Annotated in this window: 25 protein-coding genes; 14 read left to right on the top strand and 11 right to left on the bottom strand. The window is 52.7% G+C overall.

Going from position 1 to position 26188, the window contains the following annotated elements:
* Nucleotides 1–97 precede the first annotated feature (97 nt).
* Nucleotides 98–634, top strand: a complete 537-nt coding sequence (locus tag SK34_RS00490; protein ID WP_003836127.1) for a helix-turn-helix domain-containing protein — start codon at nucleotides 98–100, stop codon at nucleotides 632–634.
* 79 nt (nucleotides 635–713) lie between these two features.
* Nucleotides 714–2681: a peptidase U32 family protein gene (locus tag SK34_RS00485; protein ID WP_003836129.1), complete on the top strand. Its 1968-nt coding sequence runs from the start codon at nucleotides 714–716 to the stop codon at nucleotides 2679–2681.
* On the opposite strand, the gene SK34_RS00480 is transcribed toward SK34_RS00485, so the two are convergent.
* From SK34_RS00480 to SK34_RS00470, 4 genes are all read right to left on the bottom strand, one after another.
* On the bottom strand, nucleotides 2678–2908 hold the full coding sequence (locus SK34_RS00480) for a DUF2554 family protein (RefSeq protein WP_003020233.1): 231 nt from the start codon (nucleotides 2906–2908) through the stop codon (nucleotides 2678–2680). The two genes, SK34_RS00485 and SK34_RS00480, sit on opposite strands and share 4 nt — an antisense overlap.
* A gap of 189 nt (nucleotides 2909–3097) precedes the next feature.
* A complete protein-coding gene (locus SK34_RS23225) occupies nucleotides 3098–3223 on the bottom strand; it encodes a DUF2474 domain-containing protein (protein ID WP_003020230.1) in 126 nt (41 codons plus the stop codon).
* Entirely contained in the window at nucleotides 3223–4233 is a 1011-nt protein-coding gene (cydB, locus tag SK34_RS00475; protein WP_003020227.1) for a cytochrome d ubiquinol oxidase subunit II, read from the bottom strand. The genes SK34_RS23225 and cydB overlap by 1 nt, the downstream gene beginning before the upstream one ends.
* Nucleotides 4233–5636: a cytochrome ubiquinol oxidase subunit I gene (locus SK34_RS00470; RefSeq protein ID WP_003843730.1), complete on the bottom strand. Its 1404-nt coding sequence runs from the start codon at nucleotides 5634–5636 to the stop codon at nucleotides 4233–4235. Before SK34_RS00470 ends, cydB begins: the two co-directional genes overlap by 1 nt.
* 263 nt (nucleotides 5637–5899) lie before the next feature.
* Here SK34_RS00470 and SK34_RS23220 point away from each other — a divergent pair, with 263 nt between their 5' ends.
* From SK34_RS23220 to patD, 8 genes are all read left to right on the top strand, one after another.
* Nucleotides 5900–6076 (top strand): type II toxin-antitoxin system HicA family toxin, encoded by a 177-nt coding sequence (locus SK34_RS23220; RefSeq protein WP_003020221.1) that lies wholly within the window; start codon nucleotides 5900–5902, stop codon nucleotides 6074–6076.
* Between the two features lie 46 nt (nucleotides 6077–6122).
* Nucleotides 6123–6539: a type II toxin-antitoxin system HicB family antitoxin gene (locus SK34_RS00465; protein ID WP_123924900.1), complete on the top strand. Its 417-nt coding sequence runs from the start codon at nucleotides 6123–6125 to the stop codon at nucleotides 6537–6539.
* A gap of 92 nt (nucleotides 6540–6631) precedes the next feature.
* On the top strand, nucleotides 6632–8041 hold the full coding sequence (locus tag SK34_RS00460) for an aminotransferase-like domain-containing protein (protein WP_044702348.1): 1410 nt from the start codon (nucleotides 6632–6634) through the stop codon (nucleotides 8039–8041).
* A gap of 328 nt (nucleotides 8042–8369) precedes the next feature.
* The gene (gene ydcS / locus SK34_RS00455) at nucleotides 8370–9515 is read left to right on the top strand and encodes a putative ABC transporter substrate-binding protein YdcS (protein ID WP_003020212.1); all 1146 of its coding nucleotides are present in this window, start codon (nucleotides 8370–8372) and stop codon (nucleotides 9513–9515) included.
* Between the two features lie 16 nt (nucleotides 9516–9531).
* The gene (locus SK34_RS00450; protein WP_003020210.1) at nucleotides 9532–10548 is read left to right on the top strand and encodes an ABC transporter ATP-binding protein; all 1017 of its coding nucleotides are present in this window, start codon (nucleotides 9532–9534) and stop codon (nucleotides 10546–10548) included.
* Complete coding sequence (locus SK34_RS00445; protein WP_003843727.1) at nucleotides 10549–11493, top strand: ABC transporter permease; 945 nt, start codon at nucleotides 10549–10551, stop codon at nucleotides 11491–11493.
* Entirely contained in the window at nucleotides 11483–12289 is an 807-nt protein-coding gene (locus SK34_RS00440) for an ABC transporter permease (protein ID WP_048232090.1), read from the top strand. The genes SK34_RS00445 and SK34_RS00440 overlap by 11 nt, the downstream gene beginning before the upstream one ends.
* Before the next feature lie 21 nt (nucleotides 12290–12310).
* Nucleotides 12311–13738, top strand: a complete 1428-nt coding sequence (gene patD, locus SK34_RS00435; protein ID WP_048232089.1) for an aminobutyraldehyde dehydrogenase — start codon at nucleotides 12311–12313, stop codon at nucleotides 13736–13738.
* A 193-nt stretch (nucleotides 13739–13931) separates the two neighbouring features.
* On the opposite strand, the gene SK34_RS00430 is transcribed toward patD, so the two are convergent.
* A complete protein-coding gene (locus SK34_RS00430; protein ID WP_032939100.1) occupies nucleotides 13932–15059 on the bottom strand; it encodes a multidrug effflux MFS transporter in 1128 nt (375 codons plus the stop codon).
* 101 nt (nucleotides 15060–15160) lie between these two features.
* Here SK34_RS00430 and SK34_RS00425 point away from each other — a divergent pair, with 101 nt between their 5' ends.
* Nucleotides 15161–15940, top strand: a complete 780-nt coding sequence (locus SK34_RS00425; protein WP_032939116.1) for an AraC family transcriptional regulator — start codon at nucleotides 15161–15163, stop codon at nucleotides 15938–15940.
* 120 nt (nucleotides 15941–16060) lie between these two features.
* Here SK34_RS00425 and yncL read toward each other — a convergent pair whose 3' ends face one another.
* Nucleotides 16061–16156, bottom strand: a complete 96-nt coding sequence (gene yncL / locus SK34_RS23215; protein ID WP_071524268.1) for a stress response membrane protein YncL — start codon at nucleotides 16154–16156, stop codon at nucleotides 16061–16063.
* A gap of 192 nt (nucleotides 16157–16348) precedes the next feature.
* Between yncL and SK34_RS23210 the strand changes: the two genes are divergently transcribed.
* On the top strand, nucleotides 16349–16522 hold the full coding sequence (locus SK34_RS23210; RefSeq protein WP_003020198.1) for a GhoT/OrtT family toxin: 174 nt from the start codon (nucleotides 16349–16351) through the stop codon (nucleotides 16520–16522).
* A gap of 19 nt (nucleotides 16523–16541) precedes the next feature.
* On the opposite strand, the gene SK34_RS00420 is transcribed toward SK34_RS23210, so the two are convergent.
* Genes SK34_RS00420 through SK34_RS00410 form a run of 3 tightly spaced genes read right to left on the bottom strand, consistent with a single transcriptional unit; the run spans nucleotide 16542 to nucleotide 22994 of the window.
* Nucleotides 16542–18704, bottom strand: coding sequence for a virulence factor SrfC family protein (locus tag SK34_RS00420; RefSeq protein WP_048232088.1), 2163 nt, complete (start codon nucleotides 18702–18704; stop codon nucleotides 16542–16544).
* The gene (locus SK34_RS00415; RefSeq protein WP_048232086.1) at nucleotides 18701–21682 is read right to left on the bottom strand and encodes a virulence factor SrfB; all 2982 of its coding nucleotides are present in this window, start codon (nucleotides 21680–21682) and stop codon (nucleotides 18701–18703) included. The genes SK34_RS00420 and SK34_RS00415 overlap by 4 nt, the downstream gene beginning before the upstream one ends.
* 4 nt (nucleotides 21683–21686) lie before the next feature.
* Complete coding sequence (locus tag SK34_RS00410) at nucleotides 21687–22994, bottom strand: SrfA family protein (protein WP_016150274.1); 1308 nt, start codon at nucleotides 22992–22994, stop codon at nucleotides 21687–21689.
* Between the two features lie 282 nt (nucleotides 22995–23276).
* Between SK34_RS00410 and SK34_RS00405 the strand changes: the two genes are divergently transcribed.
* Both SK34_RS00405 and SK34_RS00400 read left to right on the top strand, forming a co-directional pair.
* Nucleotides 23277–24875 carry an ABC transporter substrate-binding protein gene (locus tag SK34_RS00405; protein WP_048232084.1) on the top strand — a complete coding sequence of 533 codons (1599 nt, stop codon included), beginning with the start codon at nucleotides 23277–23279 and terminating at the stop codon, nucleotides 24873–24875.
* 17 nt (nucleotides 24876–24892) lie between these two features.
* Nucleotides 24893–25126 (top strand): YdcY family protein, encoded by a 234-nt coding sequence (locus SK34_RS00400; protein WP_003020183.1) that lies wholly within the window; start codon nucleotides 24893–24895, stop codon nucleotides 25124–25126.
* Nucleotides 25127–25186: 60 nt separating this feature from the next.
* On the opposite strand, the gene SK34_RS00395 is transcribed toward SK34_RS00400, so the two are convergent.
* Both SK34_RS00395 and SK34_RS00390 read right to left on the bottom strand, forming a co-directional pair.
* Complete coding sequence (locus SK34_RS00395; RefSeq protein WP_048232083.1) at nucleotides 25187–25636, bottom strand: DMT family transporter; 450 nt, start codon at nucleotides 25634–25636, stop codon at nucleotides 25187–25189.
* Nucleotides 25633–26151 (bottom strand): GNAT family N-acetyltransferase, encoded by a 519-nt coding sequence (locus SK34_RS00390; protein WP_003836165.1) that lies wholly within the window; start codon nucleotides 26149–26151, stop codon nucleotides 25633–25635. The genes SK34_RS00395 and SK34_RS00390 overlap by 4 nt, the downstream gene beginning before the upstream one ends.
* Nucleotides 26152–26188 lie beyond the last annotated feature (37 nt).

Genomic DNA, 26188 nt, shown 5'->3' with positions numbered 1-26188 from the left:
CCGTGTGCGTTATAACGGTCAATCACTGTAGCACTGTGCGTTATAGCGTACAAGTGCTAAACTGTAGCCCCGAGTAAGGAGAGCGACGAAGGAGAAAATGGACAACTTAACCCACTATCTGGCCACAACGCTCAGGACATTACGTCACCAGCGGGAATGGAGTCTTTCGCGTCTGGCGGAGGAAACTGGCGTCTCAAAAGCGATGCTGGGGCAGATTGAACGTAATGAATCCAGTCCAACGGTGGCGACGTTGTGGAAAATTGCCACTGGGCTGAACGTCCCGTTTTCAACGTTTATTTCACCACCAGAGTCAGACGGCACGCTAACATTCGATCCCCAGCAGCAGGCAATGGTCGTCACGCCGTTGTTCCCGTGGGATCCTCAACTGTGCTTCGATCATTTTTCGATACTATTGGCGCCCGGCGCGCTCAGTGAATCTACTCCGCATGAGACCGGCGTAATAGAGCACGTGGTGGTGATTAATGGTCTGCTGGATATGTGTATTGAGGGGCAGTGGCGCACCCTTAAATCTGGTGAGGGTGTCCGTTTCGCCGGAGATATGGCACACAGTTACCGTAACAGCAGCGAACAAACGGTGCACTTTCATTCGCTGATCCATTACCCGCGCAGTTAATCGGGAAAACTATTCCGAAAAGCTGCGCTTGTGACTACAATAGCCGCCATTTTTACCGCTTGTGGATGGTAACAACTGTATGCGCCAGCAGCCTCATCACCTTGAATTGTTAAGCCCGGCTCGGGATACCGCCATTGCGCGCGAAGCCATTTTGCACGGCGCAGACGCCGTTTACATTGGTGGACCGGGTTTTGGCGCGCGCCATAACGCCAGTAATAGCCTGAAAGATATCGCCGAACTGGTGCCTTTCGCCCATCGCTATGGGGCGAAAATCTTTGTGACGCTAAATACTATCTTGCACGATGATGAACTAGAACCCGCGCAGCGGTTAATTACCGATTTGTATCAGACCGGTGTTGATGCTCTGATCGTACAGGATATGGGGATTCTGGAACTGGATATTCCCCCGATTGAACTGCATGCCAGCACCCAATGTGATATTCGCAGCGTTGAGAAGGCGAAATTTCTTGCTGATGTCGGATTCACCCAGATTGTCCTTGCGCGCGAACTGAGCCTTGAGCAAATTAACGCCATCCATCAGGCTACCGATGCGACCATTGAGTTTTTCATTCACGGCGCGCTGTGCGTTGCCTATTCAGGTCAGTGTTATATTTCACATGCGCAAACCGGACGCAGTGCTAACCGTGGCGACTGTTCCCAGGCTTGCCGTCTGCCGTATACCCTGAAAGACGATCAGGGACGCGTGGTGTCCTATGAAAAACACCTGCTGTCGATGAAAGACAACGATCAGACCGCCAACCTCGGCGCATTGATTGACGCAGGTGTGCGTTCCTTCAAAATTGAAGGGCGCTATAAGGACATGAGTTATGTAAAGAATATTACCGCGCATTATCGCCAGATGCTCGATGCCATCATTGAAGAGCGCGGCGACCTGGCCCGTTCATCAGCGGGACGTACCGAACATTTCTTTACCCCATCCACGGAGAAAACCTTCCATCGTGGCAGCACCGATTATTTTGTGAATGCCCGTAAAGGGGATATCGGCGCATTCGACTCACCAAAGTTTATCGGTTTGCCGGTCGGCGAAGTCCTGAAGGTGGCGAAAGATCATCTCGATGTTGAGGTGACAGAACCGCTGGCTAACGGGGATGGCCTGAACGTGTTAATCAAACGTGAGGTTGTTGGATTCCGCGCCAACACCGTGGAAAAAACGGGGAACAATCGTTATCGGGTATGGCCGAATGAAATGCCTGCCGATCTGCACAAAGTGCGTCCGCATCATCCGCTGAATCGCAACCTCGATCATAACTGGCAGCAAGCGTTAACCAAAACCTCCAGCGAACGCCGTGTTGCGATCGATATTGAGCTCGGCGGCTGGCAGGAGCAGTTGATTCTGACGCTCACCAGTGAAGAGGGCGTGAGCATCACCCATACGCTGGATGGCCAGTTTGAGGAAGCGAACAATGCGGAAAAAGCATTGAGTAACCTACAGGACGGACTGGCAAAACTTGGGCAGACGATGTACTACGCCCGCAATATTCAGGTGAATCTGCCGGGCGCGCTGTTCGTGCCAAACGGTCAACTAAATCAGTTACGACGTGAAGCCGTTGATATGCTGGATGCAGCGCGCCTGCAAAGCTATAAGCGCGGTAGCCGCAAACCAGTATCCCAGCCTGCGCCGGTTTATCCGCAAACGCACTTGAGTTTCCTGGCTAACGTCTACAACCAAAAAGCGCGTGAGTTTTATCACCGTTATGGCGTTCAGTTGATTGATGCAGCCTATGAAGCGCATGAAGAAAAGGGCGAAGTACCGGTGATGATCACCAAACATTGCCTGCGTTTCGCCTTTAACCTGTGTCCGAAACAGGCGAAAGGGAACATCAAGAGCTGGAAAGCGACACCAATGCAACTGGTTAACGGCGATGAAGTCCTGACGCTGAAATTTGATTGCCGACCGTGCGAAATGCACGTGATCGGCAAGATGAAACATCACATTCTGAAGATGCCGTTGCCGGGTAGCGTCGTGGCTTCGGTCAGTCCGGAAGAACTGATGAAGACACTGCCGAAGCGTAAGGTTAATCGTTAGCTCAGATGCGTATCGGGTTTGCGTGATTTTTGCCAGTGATGGTGTTCACGAAGATCGGCGGCGGATTCTTCCGCCGTCACTCGCAGCTCATCGCTGTCGGCCGTGTGTCGTAGTAAATGATCGGCATCCTGCACCTGAAGATATTCATGTCCCTGATTAGTAGCGAAAAGTTGACCGGAAAAAAGCGCGCTGGCCAGCAATAACACTGTTAACCCTTTCTTAAACATCATGCACCCTCTGGTACGTTAGCTGCGGAATTGGCGATAATTTCGCCTGGTGACTATTCAATATTTTAATCGGGATAATGACAATCTCTGTTTTGTCATTTTGATGCTTTTTACATTTTTGTTTAGTCGATGTTGGGTTTTGTAACACCCGGGCAGTGCAGCGCTGCCCGGGTGTTATCACGGAGAGATTCAGGACTTAAATCCGGCGGCCGTCATCAGGAGACGAAAGAACATGCCAACAGCGGCGAGGGCCAGCACGCTGCCGCCCCAGAGGATCACCAGCCACATCAGGCGTTTCCAGATTGTTTGTTGCATCAATGATACCCCTCACCATGTTGAACTTTGCCGCGGAAAACGTAGTAGCTCCAGAAGGTGTACACCAGGATTATCGGGATAATCAGCAGTGCGCCAACCAACATAAAGCCCTGACTCTGTGCCGGAGCCGCCGCTTGCCAGAGCGTAATGGACGGCGGAATGATGTGTGGCCAGATACTGATCCCCAGTCCGCTAAACCCGAGGAAAATCAGCCCCAGTGTCAATACAAAAGGCAGCGTATGGCAGTTATGTTGCCCCAGTGAACGCCACAGCCAGATACTGATAAGCGCAACCAGCAGCGGAACCGGCATCAGGAACCACAGGTTGGGCAGACTAAACCAACGCTCGGCAATCGCGCTATGCGCCAGTGGTGTCCACAGGCTGATAATGGCAATCACAATCAACATTGCCAGCAGCAGTTTTTTGGCCACGCGACGCATTTTATCCTGCAACGGATTTTCACTTTTCATCACCAGCCATGTCGCCCCCAGCAGGGCATAGGCTACAACCAGGCCAACGCCGCAGAACAACGTGAACGGGGTCAACCAGTCGAAAGGACCGCCGCTGTAGCTGCGTCCGGTAACGGAAAATCCGTTGAGTACGGCACCCACCACCACGCCCTGGGTGAATGTCGCCAGGATTGAACCGCTGAGAAAGGCTTTATCCCAGAATGGTCGATGCGCCGGCGTGGCCTTGAAGCGAAACTCAAACGCGACGCCGCGAAAAATCAGGCCGATTAGCATCAGGGTCAATGGGATCGTCAGCGCATCGACAATCACCGCATAGGCCAGCGGGAACGCGCCAAATAACCCGGCCCCGCCCAGCACCAGCCAGGTTTCATTCCCATCCCATACGGGAGCGACGCTGTTAACCATCACATCGCGGTCATCAGCGTCCTGAATCGCGGGGAATAAAATGCCAATCCCGAGATCAAAACCGTCCATCACGATATACATCAGCGTGGCGAATACGATAATCACAAACCAGATAACTGATAAATCGATACCCATTAGCGATGAGCCTCCGGTTGAGAATCAAGGACGGCAGCCGAAAGCGGCCGGGCAGGCGTGCCGGTTGGCGGAATTGTTGAGTCATCTTCATGTGGCCCCTTGCGGATCAGGCGTATCATGTAGCTGTAACCCACACCAAACACTGAGCTGTACACCACAAAGAAGGACAGCAGGCTGATGCTCATATGTAAATCACCATGTGCGGAAACCGCATCCGCCGTACGTTGCAGACCGTAAACCACCCACGGTTGACGGCCAACTTCAGTGGTCACCCAACCGGCAAGGATGGCAATCAGACCTGAGGGGCCCATCCACAAGGCAAAGCGCAGGAAAGGGCGCGAGGTGTATAAACGCTGCTTATAGCGCAGCCACAGGGCAAAAGCGCCCAGCAGGATCATCAGCATGCCTAGCCCGGCCATTATGCGAAACGACCAGAACACCATAGTTGAGTTAGGCCTGTCTTCTTTAGGAAACTCTTTTAGTGCCGGGACCTGTTTGTCCAGGCTATGGGTCAGGATCAGACTGCCCAGGGCAGGAATTTCCAGCCCATAGCGGGTGCGTTCCTGCTCCATATCCGGCCAGCCGAAGAGTAGTAGCGGGGTTGGTTCGCCGGGCGGATTTTCCCAGTGCCCTTCAATCGCAGCAATTTTTGCCGGCTGATGCTTCAGCGTATTCAAACCGTGCATATCGCCAATCAAAGCCTGCAGCGGGGCGACGATTAACGTCATCCATAGCGCCATTGAGAACATCGCGCGAATAGCCGGGGTGTTATTCCCGCGCAATAAATGCCATGCACCTGACGCTGCAACAAACAACGCGCTGCTGAGGAAAGCGGCAACGGACATATGCAGTAAACGATAAGGGAATGAAGGATTGAAAATAACGGCGAACCAGTCAACGGGAACGACCTGGCCGTTAACTATTTCATAGCCTTGCGGTGTCTGCATCCAGCTGTTAGAGGCGAGGATCCAGAAGGTTGAAATAATGGTACCCAGTGCGACCATGCAAGTGGCAAAGAAGTGAAGCCCTGGGCCAACCCGGTTCCAGCCAAACAGCATTACCCCAAGGAAGCCCGCTTCGAGGAAGAAGGCGGTGAGCACTTCATAGGTCAGAAGCGGCCCGGTGATGCTACCGGCGAACTCGGAAAAACCACTCCAGTTGGTACCGAACTGATAAGCCATCACCAGCCCGGAAACTACACCCATACCAAAGTTTACGGCGAATATTTTCGACCAGAAATGGTATAGCGAACGCCAGGTGGGATTTTTCGTCTTTAGCCATAACCCCTCAAGTACTGCCAGATAACTGGCGAGGCCGATGGTAATGGCCGGAAAGATGATGTGAAAGGATACCGTAAACGCGAACTGGATCCTCGCCAGGTGAAACGCGTCAAGACCGAACATGCTTAACTCCGCAGACAAAATTGATTTGGCGCAATTCTAAGCCTGAGAAGCATTGCGGGGCAGAAACAGAACAGTTCTTTTTAACCATAACAGTTGCAGTGCTGTTATAGGTTGTACACGCTGATATGAAATCTGGAAGCTGGATTCCTGTTATTAAATAGCGTCCTCCCCACGTTAGTGATTTTGCGATATTAATAGCAAGGTAATTAAAAGGTAATCATAAATGTTTACTTTGTGTGTATAATAGACGACAGGGAGGCGCAGTGAAGCAAAGTGAGTTTAGACGCTGGCTTGAATCTCAGGGAGTTGCTGTTACAAACGGCTCAAATCATCTGAAACTGAGATATCAGGGAAGGCGTAGCGTTATGCCCAGACATCCAGGTGATGAAATAAAAGAAGCCTTGCGAAAAGCGATTATTAAGCAGCTTGACTTACAGTAATCATCATCACTACAAGGTTGATTATATGAGAGATTTTGAAAATTCTATGCGTTATCCTGTTACTCTAACACCGGCAGTGGAAGGTGGGTTTGTGGTTTCTTTCCCGGATATTCCGGAAGCATTAACTCAGGGAAATACTCGCCATGACGCTTTGCAGGCCGCGCAGGCGGCATTGATTACCGCTTTTGAATTCTATTTCGACGACAACGAGGCGATTCCACTCCCTTCAGCGGTTAGCGCTGAAGATGACTACGTAGAAATACCGCTGAGCGTTGCGTCTAAGGTTCTTCTGCTGAATGCCTTCCTTGAATCAAAAATCACCCAGCAGGAGCTGGCGAACAGGATCGGCAGACCTAAGCAGGAGATCACCCGTTTATTTGATTTAAAGCACACGACAAAAATTGATGCCGTGCAGATTGCTGCGCGCGCCTTAGGCAAAGAGCTGGCGTTAACGATGTTGTAAAACTGTTAACTATAACAGTTATAAAAAACACCCTGATTATGTAAACTGATATACACAGTGATTGTCACCGACACCGGTAATCAGGATCAAAAATGAAAAAGTACCAGCGACTGGCAGAGCAAATTCGCGATCAAATTGCGTCTGGCGTATGGCAGCCAGGCGATCGCTTGCCTTCCTTGCGTGAGCAAGTGGTCAGCAGCGGAATGAGTTTTATGACCGTCGGACACGCATACCAGTTGCTGGAAAGCCAGGGGCGGATTATCGCCCGGCCGCAGTCTGGTTATTATGTCGCCGCGCGCCCCGAACGTGAACTGGCAGCGCCGCAGGTACAGGTCATGCGCGACGAAGCGGTGGATATCAATACCTATATTTTTGATATGTTGCAGGCCAGCCGGGATGCGTCAGTGATGCCCTTTGCCTCAGCATTCCCCGACCCGCGTCTGTTTCCACTTCAACAGTTGAACCGCTCGTTGGCGCAGGTGAGTAAAACCGCCACCGCCATGAGTGTGATTGAAAACCTGCCGCCGGGGAATGCTGAGCTGCGTCATGCCATTGCCCGTCGCTATGCTCAACAGGGGATGACCATTTCGCCGGACGAAATCGTCATCACCACCGGCGCGCTGGAAGCCCTCAACCTGAGCCTGCAAGCTGTCACTGAACCGGGTGACTGGGTGATTGTCGAAAACCCCTGTTTTTACGGAGCGTTGCAGGCCCTGGAGCGATTACGTCTGAAGGCGCTGTCGGTAGCCACCGACGTTAACGAGGGGATCGATCTTGCCGCGTTGGAGCAGGCGTTGCAGGAGTACCCGGTAAAAGCCTGCTGGCTAATGACCAACAGCCAAAATCCGCTGGGTTTTACGCTCAGCGCAGAGAAAAAGGCGCGTCTGGTTGCCTTGTTGGAAAAATACCACGTAATGCTGATTGAAGATGATGTTTACAGCGAGCTGTACTTTGGCCGCGAAAAACCGCTACCTGCCAAAGCCTGGGATCGCGCCGACAGCGTTCTGCATTGTTCGTCTTTCTCGAAGTGTCTGGTGCCAGGATTTCGTATTGGCTGGGTGGCAGCAGGGAAACATGCCCGGCGTATTCAGCGACTCCAGCTAATGAGTACTTTATCTACCAGTTCGCCCATGCAGCTTGCACTTGTTGATTATCTTTCAACCCGGCGCTATGACGCGCATTTGCGACGCTTGCGTCGGCAACTGGCGGAACGTAAACAACAGGCCTGGCAAACGCTGCTGCGTCATCTTCCGGCGGAAGTCAAAATTCACCACAACGACAGCGGTTATTTTCTGTGGCTGGAGCTGCCGGAACCGCTTGATGCTGGTGTGCTCAGTACCCATGCGCTGGCACACCACATCAGCATTGCGCCGGGGAAAATGTTCTCGACCTCGGGAAGCTGGACACGTTTTTTTCGTTTTAATACTGCATGGCACTGGGGAGAGCGCGAAGAGCAGGCCGTAAAACAGCTTGGCAAATTAATTCGTGAAATGATGAAATAAACCATAACGCGCTATTCAATATAAATGAATAGCGCATTCTTATTTTCGAAATAGTGAATGCTGAACCACGGTATTATTTATATCGGGTGCGGCCATACAAAATATCAATAGTTAATACTATTGCCACCTCTGCGTCTAACTCCTTGTCTATACTCCAGAAGATTACCCCCCAGGTCAGAGTCTGTAGCGTAATGAGCGTTAGCTCACAACCTGATTAAATTTCCTTGCACCAGCAGGAACGCTTACAACACCCCGACTATTTTTAGAAAAGGACATATATTTACGGCAAGGCTGCCGCTCAATATTTTTTCGACAGGAGTAAGACGTTATGAGCAAGCAACTTGCCCTCAGTAGCCTGTGTGCCTTCAGCATGACGCTGATGACTGCGCAGGCGGCCGAACCCCCCACATCATTAGATAAACCGGAAGGCCGCTTGGATATTATTGCCTGGCCGGGTTATATCGAACGTGGGCAAACCGATAAACAATATGACTGGGTCTCGCAGTTTGAGAAAGATACCGGCTGTGCGGTCAATGTAAAAACGGCGGCCACCTCTGATGAGATGGTCAGCCTGATGGCTAAAGGCGGTTACGACTTGGTAACCGCTTCTGGTGATGCCTCACTGCGCCTGATAATGGGAAAACGCGTTCAGCCGATTAATACTGCGCTTATCCCTAACTGGAAAACCCTTGATCCGCGAGTGGTAAAAGGGGAGTGGTTTAACGTTGGCGGTAAAGTTTACGGTACGCCATACCAGTGGGGACCAAACCTGCTGATGTATAACACCAAAACCTTCCCAACGCCGCCGGACAGCTGGAACGTGGTATTCGTTGAACAAAATCTGCCTGACGGGAAAAGCAATAAAGGTCGCGTTCAGGCTTACGATGGCCCGATCTATATTGCCGACGCCGCATTATTCGTTAAAGCCACTCAGCCGCAGTTGGGTATTACCGACCCCTATCAGCTCACTGAAAAACAGTATCAGGCGGTGATCAAAGTCCTGAGCGATCAGCACGCGTTGATCCATCGCTATTGGCACGATACCACCGTGCAAATGAGCGATTTCAAAAACGAAGGCGTAGTGGCGTCAAGCGCCTGGCCTTATCAGGCTAACGCCTTGAAAGGCGAAGGTCAGCCAATTGCCACGGTCTTCCCAAAAGAGGGGGTTACCGGATGGGCTGATACCACCATGCTGCACAGTGAAGCGAAACACCCGGTTTGCGCTTACAAATGGATGAACTGGTCATTAACCCCGAAAGTACAGGGCGACGTAGCCGCCTGGTTTGGTTCTCTGCCAGTGGTGCCTGAAGGTTGTAAAGCCAGCCCGTTACTGGGTGAAAAAGGCTGTGAAACCAACGGCTATAGCTATTTTGACAAAATTGCCTTCTGGAAAACGCCAATTGCCGAAGGTGGAAAATTCGTTCCTTACAGTCGCTGGACGCAGGATTACATCGCCATTATGGGTGGTCGTTAATTCCGCTGGGGGTTTTATGACGTACGCAGTGGAGTTTCATAACGTCTCGCGTTTGTATGGGGATGTTCGTGCAGTGGATGGGGTGAGTATTGCGATTAACGACGGTGAGTTTTTCTCTATGCTGGGGCCATCCGGCTCCGGCAAGACCACCTGTCTGCGCCTGATTGCCGGGTTTGAGCAACTGTCAGGCGGCGCGATCACTATTTTTGGTAAACAGGCCAGCGAATTGCCGCCCTGGGAACGGGACGTCAATACGGTATTTCAGGATTACGCGTTATTCCCGCACATGTCGATCCTCGACAACGTCGCCTATGGGCTGATGGTTAAAGGCATTGATAAAAAACAACGCCACGCGAAAGCACGTGAAGCACTGGATAAGGTCGCACTCGGTTTTGTTTATGAACGTAAACCGTCGCAGCTTTCCGGTGGGCAACGTCAGCGTGTGGCGATTGCCCGGGCGCTGGTCAATGAACCGCGCGTCCTGCTGTTGGATGAACCGCTCGGGGCATTGGATCTCAAACTGCGTGAGCAGATGCAGCTGGAGCTGAAAAAATTACAGCAATCCCTTGGCATCACCTTCATCTTTGTCACCCACGATCAGGGTGAAGCCCTGTCGATGTCCGATCGGGTGGCGGTGTTTAATAACGGTCGCATCGAACAGGTGGATTCTCCGCGTGAACTTTACATGCGTCCGCGGACGCCGTTTGTGGCAAGTTTCGTCGGAACGTCAAATGTCTTTGATGCGACGATGTCGGCGAACGTTTGTGGGCTACAGGGTATGTTCTCCCTACGTCCCGAACACATTCGCTTGAATGATGCCGGAGGAGAAGTCCAGGCCCGGGGTGTTATTCAGGCGGTGCAGTATCAGGGGGCGGCGACGCGGTTTGAGCTGAAACTTGCCGGAGGGGAAAAACTGCTGGTTAGCCAGGCGAACCTGACGGGAGAAATGCTACCGTCAACGTTGTCGCCGGGTCAGCAGGTGATGGCATCATGGTCCCGCGACGTGATGGTACCGCTGGTTGAGGAGAGGTGAATGGCTATGAACGTCTTACATTCGCCTCCTCAGTCGACAAGCCTGAACCGGATCTCAGGTTACTTCTGGCGTAATCCGGGGATGGGGCTGTTTTTGCTGCTCCTTGGACCACTGATGTGGTTTGGCATTGTCTACTTCGGCTCATTACTGACGCTGTTGTGGCAAGGTTTTTATACCTTCGACGATTTCACTATGTCGGTCACGCCGGACCTGACGCTGGCGAATTTGCAGGCGCTGTTTAATCCTGCTAACTACGACATCATTTTGCGTACCCTGACGATGGCGGTGGCGGTCACCATTGCCAGCGCGATTCTGGCGTTTCCGATGGCGTGGTATATGGCGCGCTATACCAGCGGCAAAATGAAAGCCTTTTTTTACATTGCCGTAATGTTGCCAATGTGGGCCAGCTACATCGTTAAAGCCTATGCGTGGACGCTGCTGTTAGCTAAAGACGGTGTGGCGCAGTGGTTTTTAACCCATCTTGGGCTGGAGCCGCTACTGCTTTCGTTCCTGACGCTGCCTGCGGTAGGTGGCAATACGTTGTCAACTTCAGGCTTAGGGCGCTTTCTTGTGTTCGTCTACATCTGGCTGCCGTTTATGATCCTGCCGGTACAGGCCGCGCTGGAGAGACTTCCGCCGTCACTGTTACAGGCCTCCGCTGATTTGGGCGCGCGTCCGCGTCAAACCTTCCGCTATGTGGTCCTTCCGCTGGCAATACCCGGTATCGCTGCGGGATCTATCTTTACCTTCTCTCTGACGTTGGGCGACTTTATCGTGCCACAGTTGGTGGGACCACCAGGCTATTTCATCGGCAACATGGTGTATTCGCAACAAGGGGCGATCGGCAATATGCCGATGGCGGCGGCATTTACTCTGGTGCCGATTGTGTTAATCGCACTGTATCTGGCGTTCGTGAAGCGTCTGGGAGCTTTCGATGCACTCTGAACGCGCGCCCTGGTTACTCAAACTGGCGGCATGGGGCGGGGTTATTTTCCTGCACTTTCCCATCCTCATCATCGCCACCTATGCTTTTAATACTGAGGAGGCTGCTTTTAGTTTTCCACCGCAGGGATTAACGCTGAAGTGGTTTAGCGTTGCGGCGCAGCGTAGCGATATCTTGGAGTCTGTGACGTTGTCACTTAAGATCGCTGCGTTGTCGACCGCTATTGCCCTTGTTCTGGGGACGCTGGCCGCGGCCGCGCTGTGGCGTAGGGACTTTTTTGGCAAAAGTGCAATATCGCTGTTGCTACTGTTGCCGATCGCGCTGCCGGGTATTATTACCGGCCTTGCGCTGTTGACGGCGTTTAAAACCATCAACCTGGAACCGGGTTTTCTCACGATCGTAGTGGGCCATGCGACGTTTTGCGTGGTGGTGGTGTTTAACAACGTTGTGGCGCGTTTTCGCCGTACCTCATGGAGTCTGGTTGAAGCGTCTATGGATCTTGGCGCCAACGGCTGGCAAACCTTTCGTTACGTCGTGCTGCCCAATCTGGCATCGGCACTACTGGCGGGCGGGATGCTGGCGTTTGCCTTGTCGTTTGATGAAATCATCGTGACAACGTTCACCGTCGGACATGAAAGAACACTTCCTCTGTGGCTGCTCAATCAATTGGGCCGTCCACGGGATGTGCCGGTCACCAACGTTGTGGCATTGCTGGTAATGCTGGTGACAACACTGCCAATTTTAGGGGCCTGGTGGCTAACGCGTGAAGGCGACACTCTCGCCGGAAACGGTAAATAAACGACGATATGGGAAATTGCTATGCAACATCAATTACTGATTAATGGCGAGCTGGTCAACGGTGAAGGTGAAAAGCAGCCAGTCTATAACCCTGCCACTGGTGAACTCATTCTGGAGATTGCTGAGGCGTCAGCCATGCAGGTTGATGCCGCGGTGCGTGCGGCAGACACCGCGTTTGCCACCTGGGGGCAAACCACGCCGAAAGTCCGCTCTGAACTGCTGCTGAAACTGGCGGACGCTATTGCCGATAACGCGCAAACCTTCGCTGAGCTGGAATCACTTAACTGCGGTAAGCCACTGCACTGTGTCTTCAACGATGAAATTCCAGCTATTGTCGACGTTTTTCGCTTCTTTGCCGGGGCGGCTCGAACTCTGCAAGGACAGGCGGCCGGAGAGTATCTGGAAGGACATACGTCGATGATTCGCCGTGATCCGCTCGGCGTGGTGGCCTCTATTGCTCCGTGGAACTATCCGCTGATGATGGCGGCGTGGAAGCTGGCTCCAGCGTTGGCAGCGGGAAACTGTGTGGTGATTAAACCATCAGAAATTACCCCGCTGACGGCGCTTAAATTGGCCGAATTTGCCAAAGATATTTACCCGGCTGGCGTTATCAACGTCCTGTTTGGTCGCGGTAAAACGGTGGGCGATCCGCTGACCGGCCATGAAAAAGTCCGCATGGTTTCGCTGACTGGCTCCATTGCAACCGGTGAACACATTATTCAGCACACCGCGCCGTCAATTAAGCGCACACATATGGAACTGGGCGGCAAAGCCCCGGTGATCATTTTTGATGATGCCGATCTGGATGCGGTAGTGAGCGGCGTGCGGACCTTTGGTTATTACAATGCCGGGCAAGACTGTACCGCCGCTTGTCGAATCTATGCCCAAAAAGGCATTTATGACGCGTTGGTTGAGAAACTCGGCGCCGCGGTTGCCAGCCTGAAAATTGGTGCGCCGAACGACGAATCGACGGAACTGGGACCGGTAAGCTCGCAGGCACATCTTGATCGCGTGACTAAAGCAGTCGATGAGGCCAAAGCCCTAAGGCATATCAAAGTTATCACCGGCGGCAAGAAAGTGGATGGCGCAGGCTACTACTTTGCCCCAACGCTGCTGGCCGGGGCGAAGCAAGAAGATGCCATCGTGCAGCGGGAAGTTTTCGGCCCGGTGGTCAGCGTGACCGTATTTGATGATGAAGACCAGGTGCTGGCGTGGGCAAATGATTCGAAATACGGACTGGCATCTTCCGTCTGGACCCGGGATGTTGGGCGTGCGCATCGCTTTAGCGCTCGCCTGCAATATGGTTGCACTTGGGTCAATACCCATTTCACGCTGGTTAGCGAGATGCCGCACGGTGGGCAAAAACAGTCTGGGTATGGCAAGGATATGTCGGTTTATGGGTTGGAAGATTACACGATTGTTCGCCATGTCATGATCAAGCATGAGTAATCTTTTAAGCGCGAGCGGTAAATGGGGCACGGATAGCTAAATATCGGCAAACGTGTGTCTATACTATTCGCGCCACTGGCCTCGTCGCCATCGGACGGCGGTAAGTTGGAAATATCCGCGAGGTCAGGCTAATTGATACAACAAAGCCCCGGTTGAATGTCGGGGCTTTGTGCTTTAAGGAGCGCCATCGGGTTTATCTGCGGCCCAGGCTGCAAAGCCAGGCGAGTAGGGCACAGACGCTCAGAACTAGCCCCAGTTGTTGCACCATGCCTGCAAATCCCAGCATCATTCCCAGCAACAGGTAATAGCTTAATCCAAACAATGCCCCCGCGGCTCCGGCCTGTTCACGATAATGACGCAGCGCCTGACTCAGCACATTGGGAATGGCGATACCATAGGCAATCACCACGCCGAACACCGGAATCAGGATCCACGCAGAGTGCTGTAAGCACCACGCTACGAGACCTGACAACGCTGCCAGCGCACAGGCATAACGTACCAGTTGTTCCGGCGTCAGACCTGTCGTTAACAGTCTTTGGTTCAGCAGGCTACCCGACAGAGAAGCAAACGCAAGTAGCAACCCCGTCAAGCCAAAGGCTCTGGAGCTCCATCCCAATTGCCCAAAAAGAAACGGCGCCAGGCTGTAATAGCTAAACAGCATGGTGTTCAGTAGAGCAACCAGTATGGCGTTTTTCCACAGCTCATAGTCACGCGCCATGCGGGAGAGTAGCGCAGCAAGCCTTGGTCTGAGCGTATGTTCGGGCCGGGTTTCTGGCAGCATGGTCACGGTCAGCATCAGCAGTAGCAGCGCCAGCAGCACAAGGGCAATAAATACCCCGGTATGACCATACAAACTGACCAACCATCCTCCGCTTAGCAGACCGAAAACCGGACTCAATGCCAACGCGGCACCCATCACAGAAAAGACGCGGGATAGCGCAGTTGATTCATAGCTGTCCCTTAGCATGGTCTGTACCACTACAGATCCGGCAGCAGCTCCAATGGCCGAGACCATCCGTGCCAGCAGCAGAACGCTGAAATCAGTGGCAACAACGGCCATGAGGGAACCCGTGGCGTAGCACAGGAGTCCAGCCATCATCGCCCGGCGTCGCCCGATGCAGTCGCTCAGCCATCCCCACATCGCCACGCCGACGGCGAAGGCAACAAAATAAACGGAGAGTGTTTGAGCCGCGCGCTCACTGCTGACGTGATAAGACGTCGCAATACCTGGCAATGCCGGGCTGTAAATGGTTTCCACCAGTTGTGGAAACATAATCAGGAGTGTGAGAAGCCACAGCGGCGGTCGATGAAATGTGTTCATAGCAATATCCAGAGAAACAGAAAACAGGTGGGCATTATTGCTGAAAGGAAAATGTCGCATTACCATTATCAGGACTATAAATGTCAGATATCGGATAGAAGATGAAAATTGCCCCAGATGATGCTTTTGATGCGGACAGCTTTGATAAACCGGTAATCGGGATTGCTTCCGAGATGGGCGTACACGATTCAGGACGGCACAGCCATCTTCGTCATCAGCTACTTTATTCGGCAGCGGGAAGCATTACGATTGAGCTGGAACAGGCGTTGTGTCTGCTACCGCCACGTCGTGCGGTCTGGATCCCAGCCGGTACGGTACATCGCGCCATAATGCGCGGCGTGATGGCTTATCGTTCTTTGTACTTCTCAACCACGTTGCCGTTATCTGATTTACCGCTGCAGATAGTCGACGTTAACCCTCTCTTTTTTGAGGTGATAGAACGTATGTCTTTCTGGTCATGGGAGATGCCTGCCGCGCAGCAGACCAGTCTCATCACCGTATTTTGTGAGGAAATGCGTGCCGCCCACAGTGAAAACTGGACATTGCAGTATCCCTCAGATCCGCGGCTTAACGTGTGGCTTGAAGGATTACGCATGGGCGAACTGCCACCACGACTGAATCAATTGTCCCGACAGGTTGGGGCATGCGAAAGGACAATAGGTCGAATATTTATCAGGGATACCGGGATGAATTATCAGGACTGGCGGCAGCAATTTAGGCTGTTAAAAGCCATGGAAATGTTGGCTGACGGATGCCATATCAGCCAGGTCGCGCAATATCTGGAGTTTGTCAGCGACAGTGCTTTTATTGCTTTCTTCCATCAGCATACCGGCACAACACCAGGCCGTTATTCAGGCAATATAATGCCGCAGAAGGATTAGGGGTATTACATACTAAGGATAATTTACCCGGCAGTGCGAGAATGGGAAAATAGTTTACTAATGGCAGAGAGAAGTCCCTCTCTGCCAACGGACGCTGCAATTAATCAAACAAGAACCACATCAAGCAAACCAGCCGAACCTTGCGGAAATCAGACTGAAAAGTCCTACAGCAGCAAATATATTTATCAGCACCACCGTTTTACTGGAAACATTCATTTGTGCCACCTTTCGTTTTAACCCATATGGGTATAGTACGGGTTATAACTATCCGCAATAGTACGAATTCCGAACATAATGAAAATGGGTTGTTTTACAGCCACTTTTCTTAAATTAATTAATAAAACTTGATGTGGGTCATGAAAAAGAGCATATTGCGCGCGATTTCACCTTTCGGCCCGGATGCCTTACATGTCTCTGTACCAAAAAATGTTGGTTTTTTATGCGGTGATGGCCGTTATCACGGCAATCATCACCTGGTTTCTTTCCCGCGATAAAAAGCGAATTCGCTTTCTCAGCGCGGTATTAGTCGGTGCGACCTGGCCGATGAGTTTTCCCGTCGCGTTAATGTTCTCTCTCTTCTGATGACGGCGTAAACGCCGCTTCAGGCGGAAAGCAGGGCATCCAATCGCTTTTTGTCGACTTCGCTGACATCCTGTGGATGCTGATACCCCACGTTCTCATTCGCACGGGTATACAAAGCGACCAGCCAGTCGTATACGTAGCGGCTTGCGCCGTGCGAAGGTTGTTCATCCAGCTTCGTCAGGCGTAACATCGGCTGTTGCTTCGGCGCGCTAAAAATAGCCGATCCTTTCTGGATCCTGCTGGCAGGGCGCTGCTCCTCTGCAACGTCGGCAAATCCAAGCCAGGTAATAAAATCACCGATATCGGCGTATAGCTGCGCGGCACAGACGTTTTCGCGCTGCATAATGCGCTGTAAGCGTTGCGGCATCTCCAGGCGATAGCTGGTGGTGACGAGGATGTCGGCAACCTGCCTTAACGTACGGGGATCGAGTCGTAAACGGCGGGCATTATTTTCATCGCGACACCACTGGCGCACGTGGTTAATCCACATTTTGTGTGCCTGATATCCGGTCTCCTGGCTTTCCGGTGAGTGCATTGTGTCACGCACCTCGGCAAACAGGTCAATCTCTTCATTAAATAAACCACTTACCTGCTCCTCGCGCGGTTGCTGAATACGCAGCAGCGACTCAAAAATGCGCATCGGCGGGAGCAAACAATCCAGCAGTTCGCCATGCTTTGCCGCCTGAGCCTGTAGCTGGCGGATCACTGACTCATTGCTTGCTGATTCGGTCTCAACGGGGTTAATCCAGCCGATTAGGGTTTCGCGTACGCGCTGCTGGTGCTGTTCACGCAGGGAGGTCAGCCTGGCCTGGCGCTGCTGTGGTGAGGTTGCCTGAGTCAACCATTCGACGAGGCGTTGTAAGCTGTGTTTATCCAGCGCCTGCAGCGTGCCCCAGTGCAGTCCGGGTTTGCCCATTAATTGCTGCACGGATTCGTCAAGATTTTGCTGGGTACTAAAACGCGCATCCTGCGGGGTAATGGCCCAGACCACGCCTGGCAATGCGGCGTCGTGGACGGGTTGAGTATCGTTAACCCAGCCCAATAGCTTGCGGGTGATGGCGGGCGTCTGGGCGCGGGTAGAGACAGCGTTGCAGATTAAGAGCACATCCGGTTGCAGGTGCTGGCGATAATGTTCCAGCATCCAGCCTAATTTTGCCTGCCACAGTGGATGCGGATGAGTATCCGGGGCGAGGGGAATATCGAGCAGATCGACATTCTCCAGCACCGCGTCTTCAACCGTCAGGATCAGTTCGCGCGTGAGCAGCGCCAGTGACGACAAAGAAAGGCTAACTGCATTGAGCAACTGATGATTTTCAATCGGATGAACCACCACATCGCTTTGCGCCTCATTATTGCCGGTCAATGCCACCTGGGTCAGGAAACTTTCGGCAGGTAAACCAAAATGATCAACCAGCAGACTCAGCGGGGCCGCTAATTCTTGCGCGTGTCCGGTTTGTTGCAACGTGTGCGCCAGCGTCAGCCACTGCTGCGTCAGCTCTGGTTGTTCTCCCCACAGTAGTGCCCAGGCGTTTGCCCGGGTAGTCAGATCCAGTGCGGGCAGCAACGTGGCAAACTGGTGCCATAGCGCATCGTCAATTTGCTGTTGGTTTGCCGGTACGCAGGAGCGCCAGAAACGACCGATTGCCGCAACATCATGTGCGGTAATGCCCGGCACAGGGTGACGCTGACGCAGCGTTTGCCATTTTTCCAGGCGCGCCTCAATAATCGATTTCTCGACCTGCCGGTTATCCGGGAGCGCGCTGAACTGGGCGATAAATAGCTGTACCAGTTCCGCTTCACTGAGTAACCGCAGACGCAACGGCCATTCGCTATCATGCGGATTTTCATCGCGCGTAAAGCGGATCGCCATATTGGTTGGCGCATGGCCAGGATTAATATGCGAGAAGTAATCAAAGCTGCGATCCGGGGTAACAATATTCACTTTGCCAGTGGCATTGCTGCACAATGCCGCAAGCAGATGTGCTTTTGCCGATTGTGAATGTCCGTATAACCCTATACATCCTTGCGATGAAAAGGTTGTCTCCAGCACAGATTCACTCACTGCGGCTAGCGTAAGCTGTGCCAGCAGGGCATCCGCTTCATCATCAAGACGCGCCGCACGTTGACGGGTATCTACCACCCACTCGATGGCGGCCTGCGCGGTATTTAACATCTTGCTCATTTCAGGTACACGCTCCCGCTATCGATCCAGTAATGGCTTCCGCTATGGCGACGGTCTGCCAGCGTATTCAGTTTTAACGTTAAGGCATTGGCGGCAACGGGGGTGCCATCCTGTAACCAGGCATCGCTCAGGACGAAGAATTCTGGGCCACTTTCTTTGCTGCCGCCGCGTAGCTGCAGCCGTACATTCAACACGCCATCTCCGGCGATGTTTTTTGCCAGTTCGGCGGAATTTATGCTGAGCGTATACAGCGGCGTGGCAGGCCAGCGGCTGTTTGCCAGTTGCCGGAATCCTAACGTCACGTTGCCACGTAACGGGAAGTGCAACCGGGCATCCAGCTTCGCACCGGGTTTATCCAGATCAATATCGTGATACCAGATGTTCTCATCGCGCAGGGTATTGACCGTGTTATCCAGTACGCCAAGATAACGTACGGTCGAGTAAGCGCCGATATCGGCAGCTTTAAAGTTAAAACGCGGCAAACGCAAATCTAGCGCCAGGCTACACAGCATGGCGCCGACTGCCGCGGTGGATTTGGGATTACCAATCCGCCCTTGTTGGCTGAACGGATACCACTCATGCACGCGGTAGTTATCCATCCAGATCATACGGTTAACCGGAACAGGTTGCAGATGGCGGATCAACGCCTGTACACCCGGTAAACAGGCGGGCCTGCCGGTCACTAATAAAATATCGCAGCGATAATGTGAAATAGCCTCACAAACCGCGTGCAGCGGGGAAGTCAGGGTAAATTGCCCCGCTAACAGAGCTTCTTGTAACTGCCTGAACTGTACCTGCAACGGCACGCTCAGAACATCAAATGCTGGCGAACCTGCTGGCAACGCATGGTCGATAGCCTGCTGGATGTAGTTCATCACGTTGCGCGTTGGTCGTTGGCTCAGGAGTTCTCCGAATGTGGCATGCAGACCAGCGACCGGATCGTTAATATCGCTTTGTTCCCAGGCACTGAGTACCGCATGACCGAGTGGCATAAAGAGCTGCAATGCCGTTTGTTGACGCAAAATCGCCTGGGTATCGATACGACCGGAATCGCCAAACAGCGTGGCCAGCAATGCAGCGGCATCGGTCACGCCAGCTTGTTGTAAGCGGGTTTGCAGCGCAGGCAACACGCAACGCTGAATCACGTCCAGAAGCATGTCATCGCCTGCCACCTTAAAACCCTCACGGAACAGCAAATGCGGGGTAATTTTAACGTTCGCGCCGACGCCGTCATCAAGCTGATAATGGACGACGGCCATATCCGTTGTCCCGCCGCCAATGTCGATCGATGCCACGCGCAGCGCCCGACCTTTAGTCTCACCGGGTTCCGGCAAACGGTCCGGGCGGGCAAGGGCGTTAAAGAATGATTCGGTGTGGCCATCGTAGTGAGAGATAGCCTCGTTATACAGCCACACCAGTTGCCCGCAGCTGGCTTCATCCCATTCCATCTGAATTTCAGGTACGGGAACCACACTCTTTTCCTGCTGTTTACGGGTAGTGAAGTCTTCATCCTGCGGGTGCCAGCCCATTGCTTTCCAGACCAGGGCAATAGCTTCAAACATGCGCAGGCGGAAAATCTCGCGCTCCTGTTTGGGCATCGCCGACGGTAGGGTCAGGATCAGCGTCCGTAACTGACGAGGAGATGCCGGGAATCCGAGGCGCAACCGCGTCGCTACGCTGTTAATTTGCCCCAGCGCCTGGGCCAGTATTTCGCATAACATATGCGTCATCAGCGTGCTGCGGCTGTATTGCGGTGAGAATACCGGCAGACGATCGTCCTGCGGCAGGCTGAACAGCGGTTGCCCGTCATCGTTCATCAGGTTCATCAGCGGGAAGGCGGTAGCCAGCGGCTCGCGCTGGGTTTTGCCATTCATCTGGCTAAAGCGCCAGTCATGTAACACCGGCGTTTCATCCCACAGATAACGGCGCGGGCTGGAGATCCCACTATTGCCCTCGGTGCCCATACGCTGCATCGCCAGCTTACGGGCTTCATCACCCACACGCACAATCGACGGCCAGATAAAGGCGTCATCACGTCCGCTCTCAACGGAAAAATGCTGCTTACCAAAGCGCGCTTCGGAAAACTCCAGCCGGCTGGTGAACAGCGGATCGTTGAGGAACTGCGGCTCGCTTAACGAACGGACCTGCAATTCAGCGGTCTGACGCAGCCCGTCATTGGCATCCCCGTGATCTTCAATCAGGACGCCACAGGTATGGGTATTACCGATATCTAAAATAAGATCGACGGGAATAGCGGGTGTGCTAAGGGTATGCGTAACCAGTTTCACTTCCGGGACAGAAAGCTGCTCGCCTAACAGAGTCAGCACATTCAGCCAGTGCGCCTGGTATTCAAAGTTACGCAGCGCCAGCTGGATCTCTTGTTCTGAGCGATTCTCATGTTGGGTGACATGGTGCATAAAAGATTCGCGCAACCAGCCGTCAATCCAGGTCTGGTCAAGGAAATCAGCAATTTCATTGTCATGCCAGGCCAGCGCGAATCGTGTCCCGTTGAGCAGGTCGTTCTCATTAGGCGTTAACGCTGCAGGGGCATTTTCAGTGAGCTGGCTATCCAGCGCCACGGTAACGCGGTGGGTGTTGCCCGCGCTGTCGGGTTGCGCCAGTTTTCGTACCTGCACGCGCGCCCAGTTATCCGGGCCTTCAACAAACGTGCGCGGTGGGTTAAAGCGCAGAAACGGCAGCGGCAGCCAGACACCGTCGAGGACATCCAGCGAATAATGCAGCGTCTGGGTACTTTCCGGCTTCACCACTTCGGGCTGACCGCCAGTGCTGCCAGGCAAGGTATAGCGACCCGTTGCCAGATCGAAATCCAGCCGTAGCAGGGGACCGTTTGCCGTTTTGCGCACAAAGCGGCCATGGTGTGCAGATTCCTGCGGCGTCAGGCCAAAATCCAGGAATTGAACACCGCTATTGGCGATGAGCGTCACGCTCTGCTTGTAATCACACAGATTCACCAACATAGAATCAGGCACCTATCTTTTTGATTGTCAGAGGGATTTCCGCGTGATCGTCATAACGCGCGGTACAGGCGGCGACGTCGTTGGTTCCCGCTTTGCAGGTAATTTCAGGCATCGGATAACGTGACCCGTCTGTACAACGAGCATTGCCGCGACTCTTAATCATTAATTCACCCGACTGGTGCAAACCGGAGAAAATCTCGGCACGACAAACAATATTGTCACCATGAACTACGCGAGCAGTGCCTTTATTGGCCTGGATCTGATAGCGCAGCGACGGCGCTTTGCCGCTCACCGGATCTTTAACATCGACCAGGACGCGCCAGTTACCATTGAGGAAACGCGTCGTTCCTGCCTTCATCTGATTGGCATCCATCACCAGCGCATCTTTTGGAATCGCGGCGATCACCACCGGTCCTTCTACAGGTTTCTCTTTCTTCGCAGCTGGAGTCACTTCAGCACGATGCAAAGGCAGAGCAGATGCCAGTGCTGGCAGTGGTGCCATATCAATCTTAGCGACTTCAACAGCGGCGGCTTCGGGTACGGGCTGGGTGGTCTGTTGCTTCCACAGCAGCGGCCCAACGATGGCGGCAATGATGACTGCGGCAACGGGCAGGCTCCACAGCGGCAGGCGGCGCGCAGGTTTCTCTTGTGCCAGCGGCGGTGTAACCTCCGGTTCGTTAACTATAACCGGTGGCTGTGGCTCAGGTTCAGCCGGTTTAGCCAGCTCGACGACTGGCGTCAATAAAGGCGCATCAGCCTCGGCGAAGGTGATTTCCGGGGGGATTTCTTCTTCCTGTTCCGGCTCTGCTACGGTAACGACAGGAGGAATATCGGCAAGTTGCAGGCAATCGAGCACATCGTCGCGGGGATTTTCATTCAGATTGACGAAGCCCCAGAACGTAATAACGGGTTTGCCATCAACCAGAAACACGTGGTTTTCACCGGGAAACTGGATGGCTTTTTCGAGCAGAGAGCCAAACAGCTGTAGGGAGGTTTTTCCCGACTGCAGGCTTTTACGGCTCAGAGCCGCAGCATTTTCCAGCGTGCTTCCCAGATAGCGCAGCGCACGAAAACGTGCTTCTTCATCAGCGGCTTTCCACGCCACGGCTTTCCCTTCTATCGGGGAATACCAGTCAACCCGATCGCCGTTGTCGTTAATTTGTGGGATCGCCAAACAATCCACCATCGCCTGCTGTTTACGCAGACGAAGCGTTTCACGAATTTGCAATGCTGAATCAAAAACGGCCTGACCACCGCCGCCCACGGCCTGATAGTCATCCAAATTGCCGCTGCGCAAGAGAGTTTTTGCCACGTTGTTACCCCTTAGACTTCTTCACGTATCTACTTTACGTTTTATAAAAACGAGCAAACGGAGAAAGAGAGGCAAAAAGGGGCTAATTTTCATGGCATAGAGTGCCGGGAAAAATCTTGACGTTTTGAAAAAGACTTAAGGGAAATTAATTCGCTTAGGGTGATGAATTATTCAGCGAAATACACCGGATTAGAATAACCTGATAGTGATTTGTTATTGGTCAGTTTTTGTCAGCTATGCTCTGATATCTCGGTTAATAATAAAATAAGAAGGCTTATAACCATGATTGCAAGGAAAACGTTACTCGCGCTGGCTCTCAGCACCGTCATACCGTCAGGCGTTGCGTTCGCGGCCAATACTGACACCATCATCTATTGTTCTGAAGCATCGCCGGAGTCATTTAACCCGCAAATTGCCAGTTCCGGTCCCTCATTTGTGGCCAGTTCACAAGTGCTCTACAACCGACTCATCAACTTTGATCCGGTAAAGAATACCCCGGTACCATCTCTGGCAACGGACTGGACGATTTCTCCCGACGGTAAGACTTACACCTTTACCCTGCGTCAAGGCGTGAAATTCAACAGTAATAAATTCTTTAAACCGACCCGCGACTTCAACGCTGACGACGTGATTTTCTCGGTATTACGGCAGAAGGATGCCGATCATCCGTATCACAAGGTTTCTCAGGGAAGCTATGAATACTTTAACGATGTCGGTCTGGATAAACTGATTAAAGAAGTTAAGAAGCTCGATGATTATCACGTTCAGTTTGTCCTGAATGAACCTAACGCTGCGTTTCTTGCCGACTGGGGAATGGATTTTGCCTCGATTCTCTCTGCGGAATATGCCGACGCGATGCTGAAAAAAGGTACACCGGAAAACGTCGACAACTGGCCTATTGGCACCGGGCCTTACGTGCTGCAGCAGTACAAGCAGGACTCGCAAATCCGCTATCTTGCCAACCCTAACTACTGGGATGGCGCCGTTCCAACGAAACACCTGATCTTCTCAATCACGCCAAACGTCCAGACGCGGCTGGCAAAACTGCAAACCAATGAATGCCAAATAATCCCAGCACCTGCGCCCGTACAGTTTGACGAGATTAAAAAGAATAAAGATTTGACGCTGCATTCGGTTGACGCGCTGAACGTCGGGTATCTGGCATTTAATACCGAGAAAAAACCGTTTGATAACGTACTGGTGCGTCAGGCTTTGAACTACGCAACGGACAAAAAGGCCATTATTAACGCTGTCTTTTTAGGTTCTGGTACGGTGGCAAAATCGCCGATTCCACCGAATATGCTGGGGTTCAATAAAGATCTGCAGGATTACGCTTACGACCCGCAAAAAGCGAAAGACCTGCTGAAGCAGGCTGGGCTGGAAAATGGCTTTGAAGCGACGCTGTGGTCAATGCCGGTCCAGCGCCCATACAACCCGAACTCCCGACGGATTGCCGAAATGATCCAGAGCGACTGGGCAAAGGTGGGCGTGAAGGGGAAAATTGTATCGTATGAGTGGGGTGAATATCTCTCCGGAATGCGTAAAGGTGAGCATGACACCGCGTTGTTTGGTTGGATGTCAGACAACGGCGATCCGGATAACTTCGCGGATGTGCTGCTGGGCTGCGACAGCATAAAAACCGGATCTAACGCCGCGCGCTGGTGCGATAAAGAGTATAATTCGCTGGTTGAAAAGGCGAAACTGGTGAGCAAACCGGAAGAGCGCGCCGCGCTTTACCAGCAGTCACAAGAGATTTTCTACCAGCAGGCTCCTTGGATAGCCCTGGCAAACGGTAAAACGTTCTACGCTACGCGTAGCAACGTCAGCGGATACAGCGTTAGCCTGATGGGCAGTGATTTTTCAAAAGCAAAATTAAATTAATGAGTTAAGGAGAGGTTATGTCGCATCTGGATGAGGTCAGCGCACGTGTTGATGCCGCCATTGAGGAGAGCGTCATTACGCATATGAATGAATTGCTGATTGAGCTCAGCGATGATGTCGCGTTGAGCCGGGAAGACCGCTATACCCAGCAACAGCGTTTGCGTACGGCTATCGCCCATCATGGCCGTCAGCATAAAGAAGATATGGAAGCCCGTCGCGAACAGTTGACCAAAGGCGGCACTATTCTTTGATATTTCCTCGCCGGATCTTATCCGGCCTACAGGCGCGTTCTGTAGGTCGGATAAGCGCAATTAAAACGAACGTCTCGCCACCAGCCATGCCCCGATCACCAACATTACCGCGCCACAGATTGGGCCCATCAGCGTCCGTAGAGGCACGCCGTGACTACGTAGAATATCCAGTATCAGTCCCCCGATAAGCTGGCTGGCAACCAGTACCGCAATCGTCGTGGCAGCGCCTACATTTTGATATCCACTAATGCTGGCGAAAACAAAGAACGATCCCAACAAGCCGGGGATGAGTGTCCACCAGCGTATGCTGGAAACCAATTCACCAAACCCTGCTAAACCTTGCTTAAACCACAATATGCTGACAAACAGCACGATCCCGACCAGCGAGTTAAGTAACATGGCGATAAGGATCGTCGAGGACGTCTGCGTGATGCGTACCATCAAGGTATTTTGCACCACCAGACCAATACCAGCGGCAATCAGAAAGGAGAGGGTCAGCGTCTGGTTCATCTAAGGGCATCCGGTTCGCGGCGATCGTCTAACTGCAACTGCATGAAGGTCAGATCCAGCCACCGCCCAAATTTGGTTCCAACCTGTGGCATTTGCGCGGTGGTTTTAAAGCCCAGCAAGCTGTGCAGATGCAGTGATGCCTGATTCTGAGACTCAATACCTGCCACCATGACATGCTTGCCGCATGCGCGGGCTTCGTCTATCAGTCTGCTGAGTAGTGCTCGTCCGAGTCCTTTTCCCTGATGTTCTGGATGGACATACACCGAATGTTCAACGGTATGGCGGAAGCCATCAAAGTTACGCCAGTCGCCAAAGGAGGCGTATCCCGTAACCACGCCATTCTCTTCACTCACCAGTACCGGATACCCCATCAATTGTCGGGATTCATACCAGGAAATACGGTTTTCGGCATCGACCGTTTGATCATTCCAGATAGCCGCCGTATGCAGTACCGCATGGTTGTAGATTTCTGCAATGGCGGCGCAGTCTTCTTTGCTGGCAAATCGAATTGACATGTTGAACCTCAGGGCTTGTTCACTATAGTATTACAAT

The organism is Citrobacter sp. MGH104, from assembly GCF_001034485.1.
Classification (GTDB): domain Bacteria; phylum Pseudomonadota; class Gammaproteobacteria; order Enterobacterales; family Enterobacteriaceae; genus Citrobacter; species Citrobacter freundii.
This window is presented reverse-complemented; position numbering and strand designations above follow the sequence as displayed.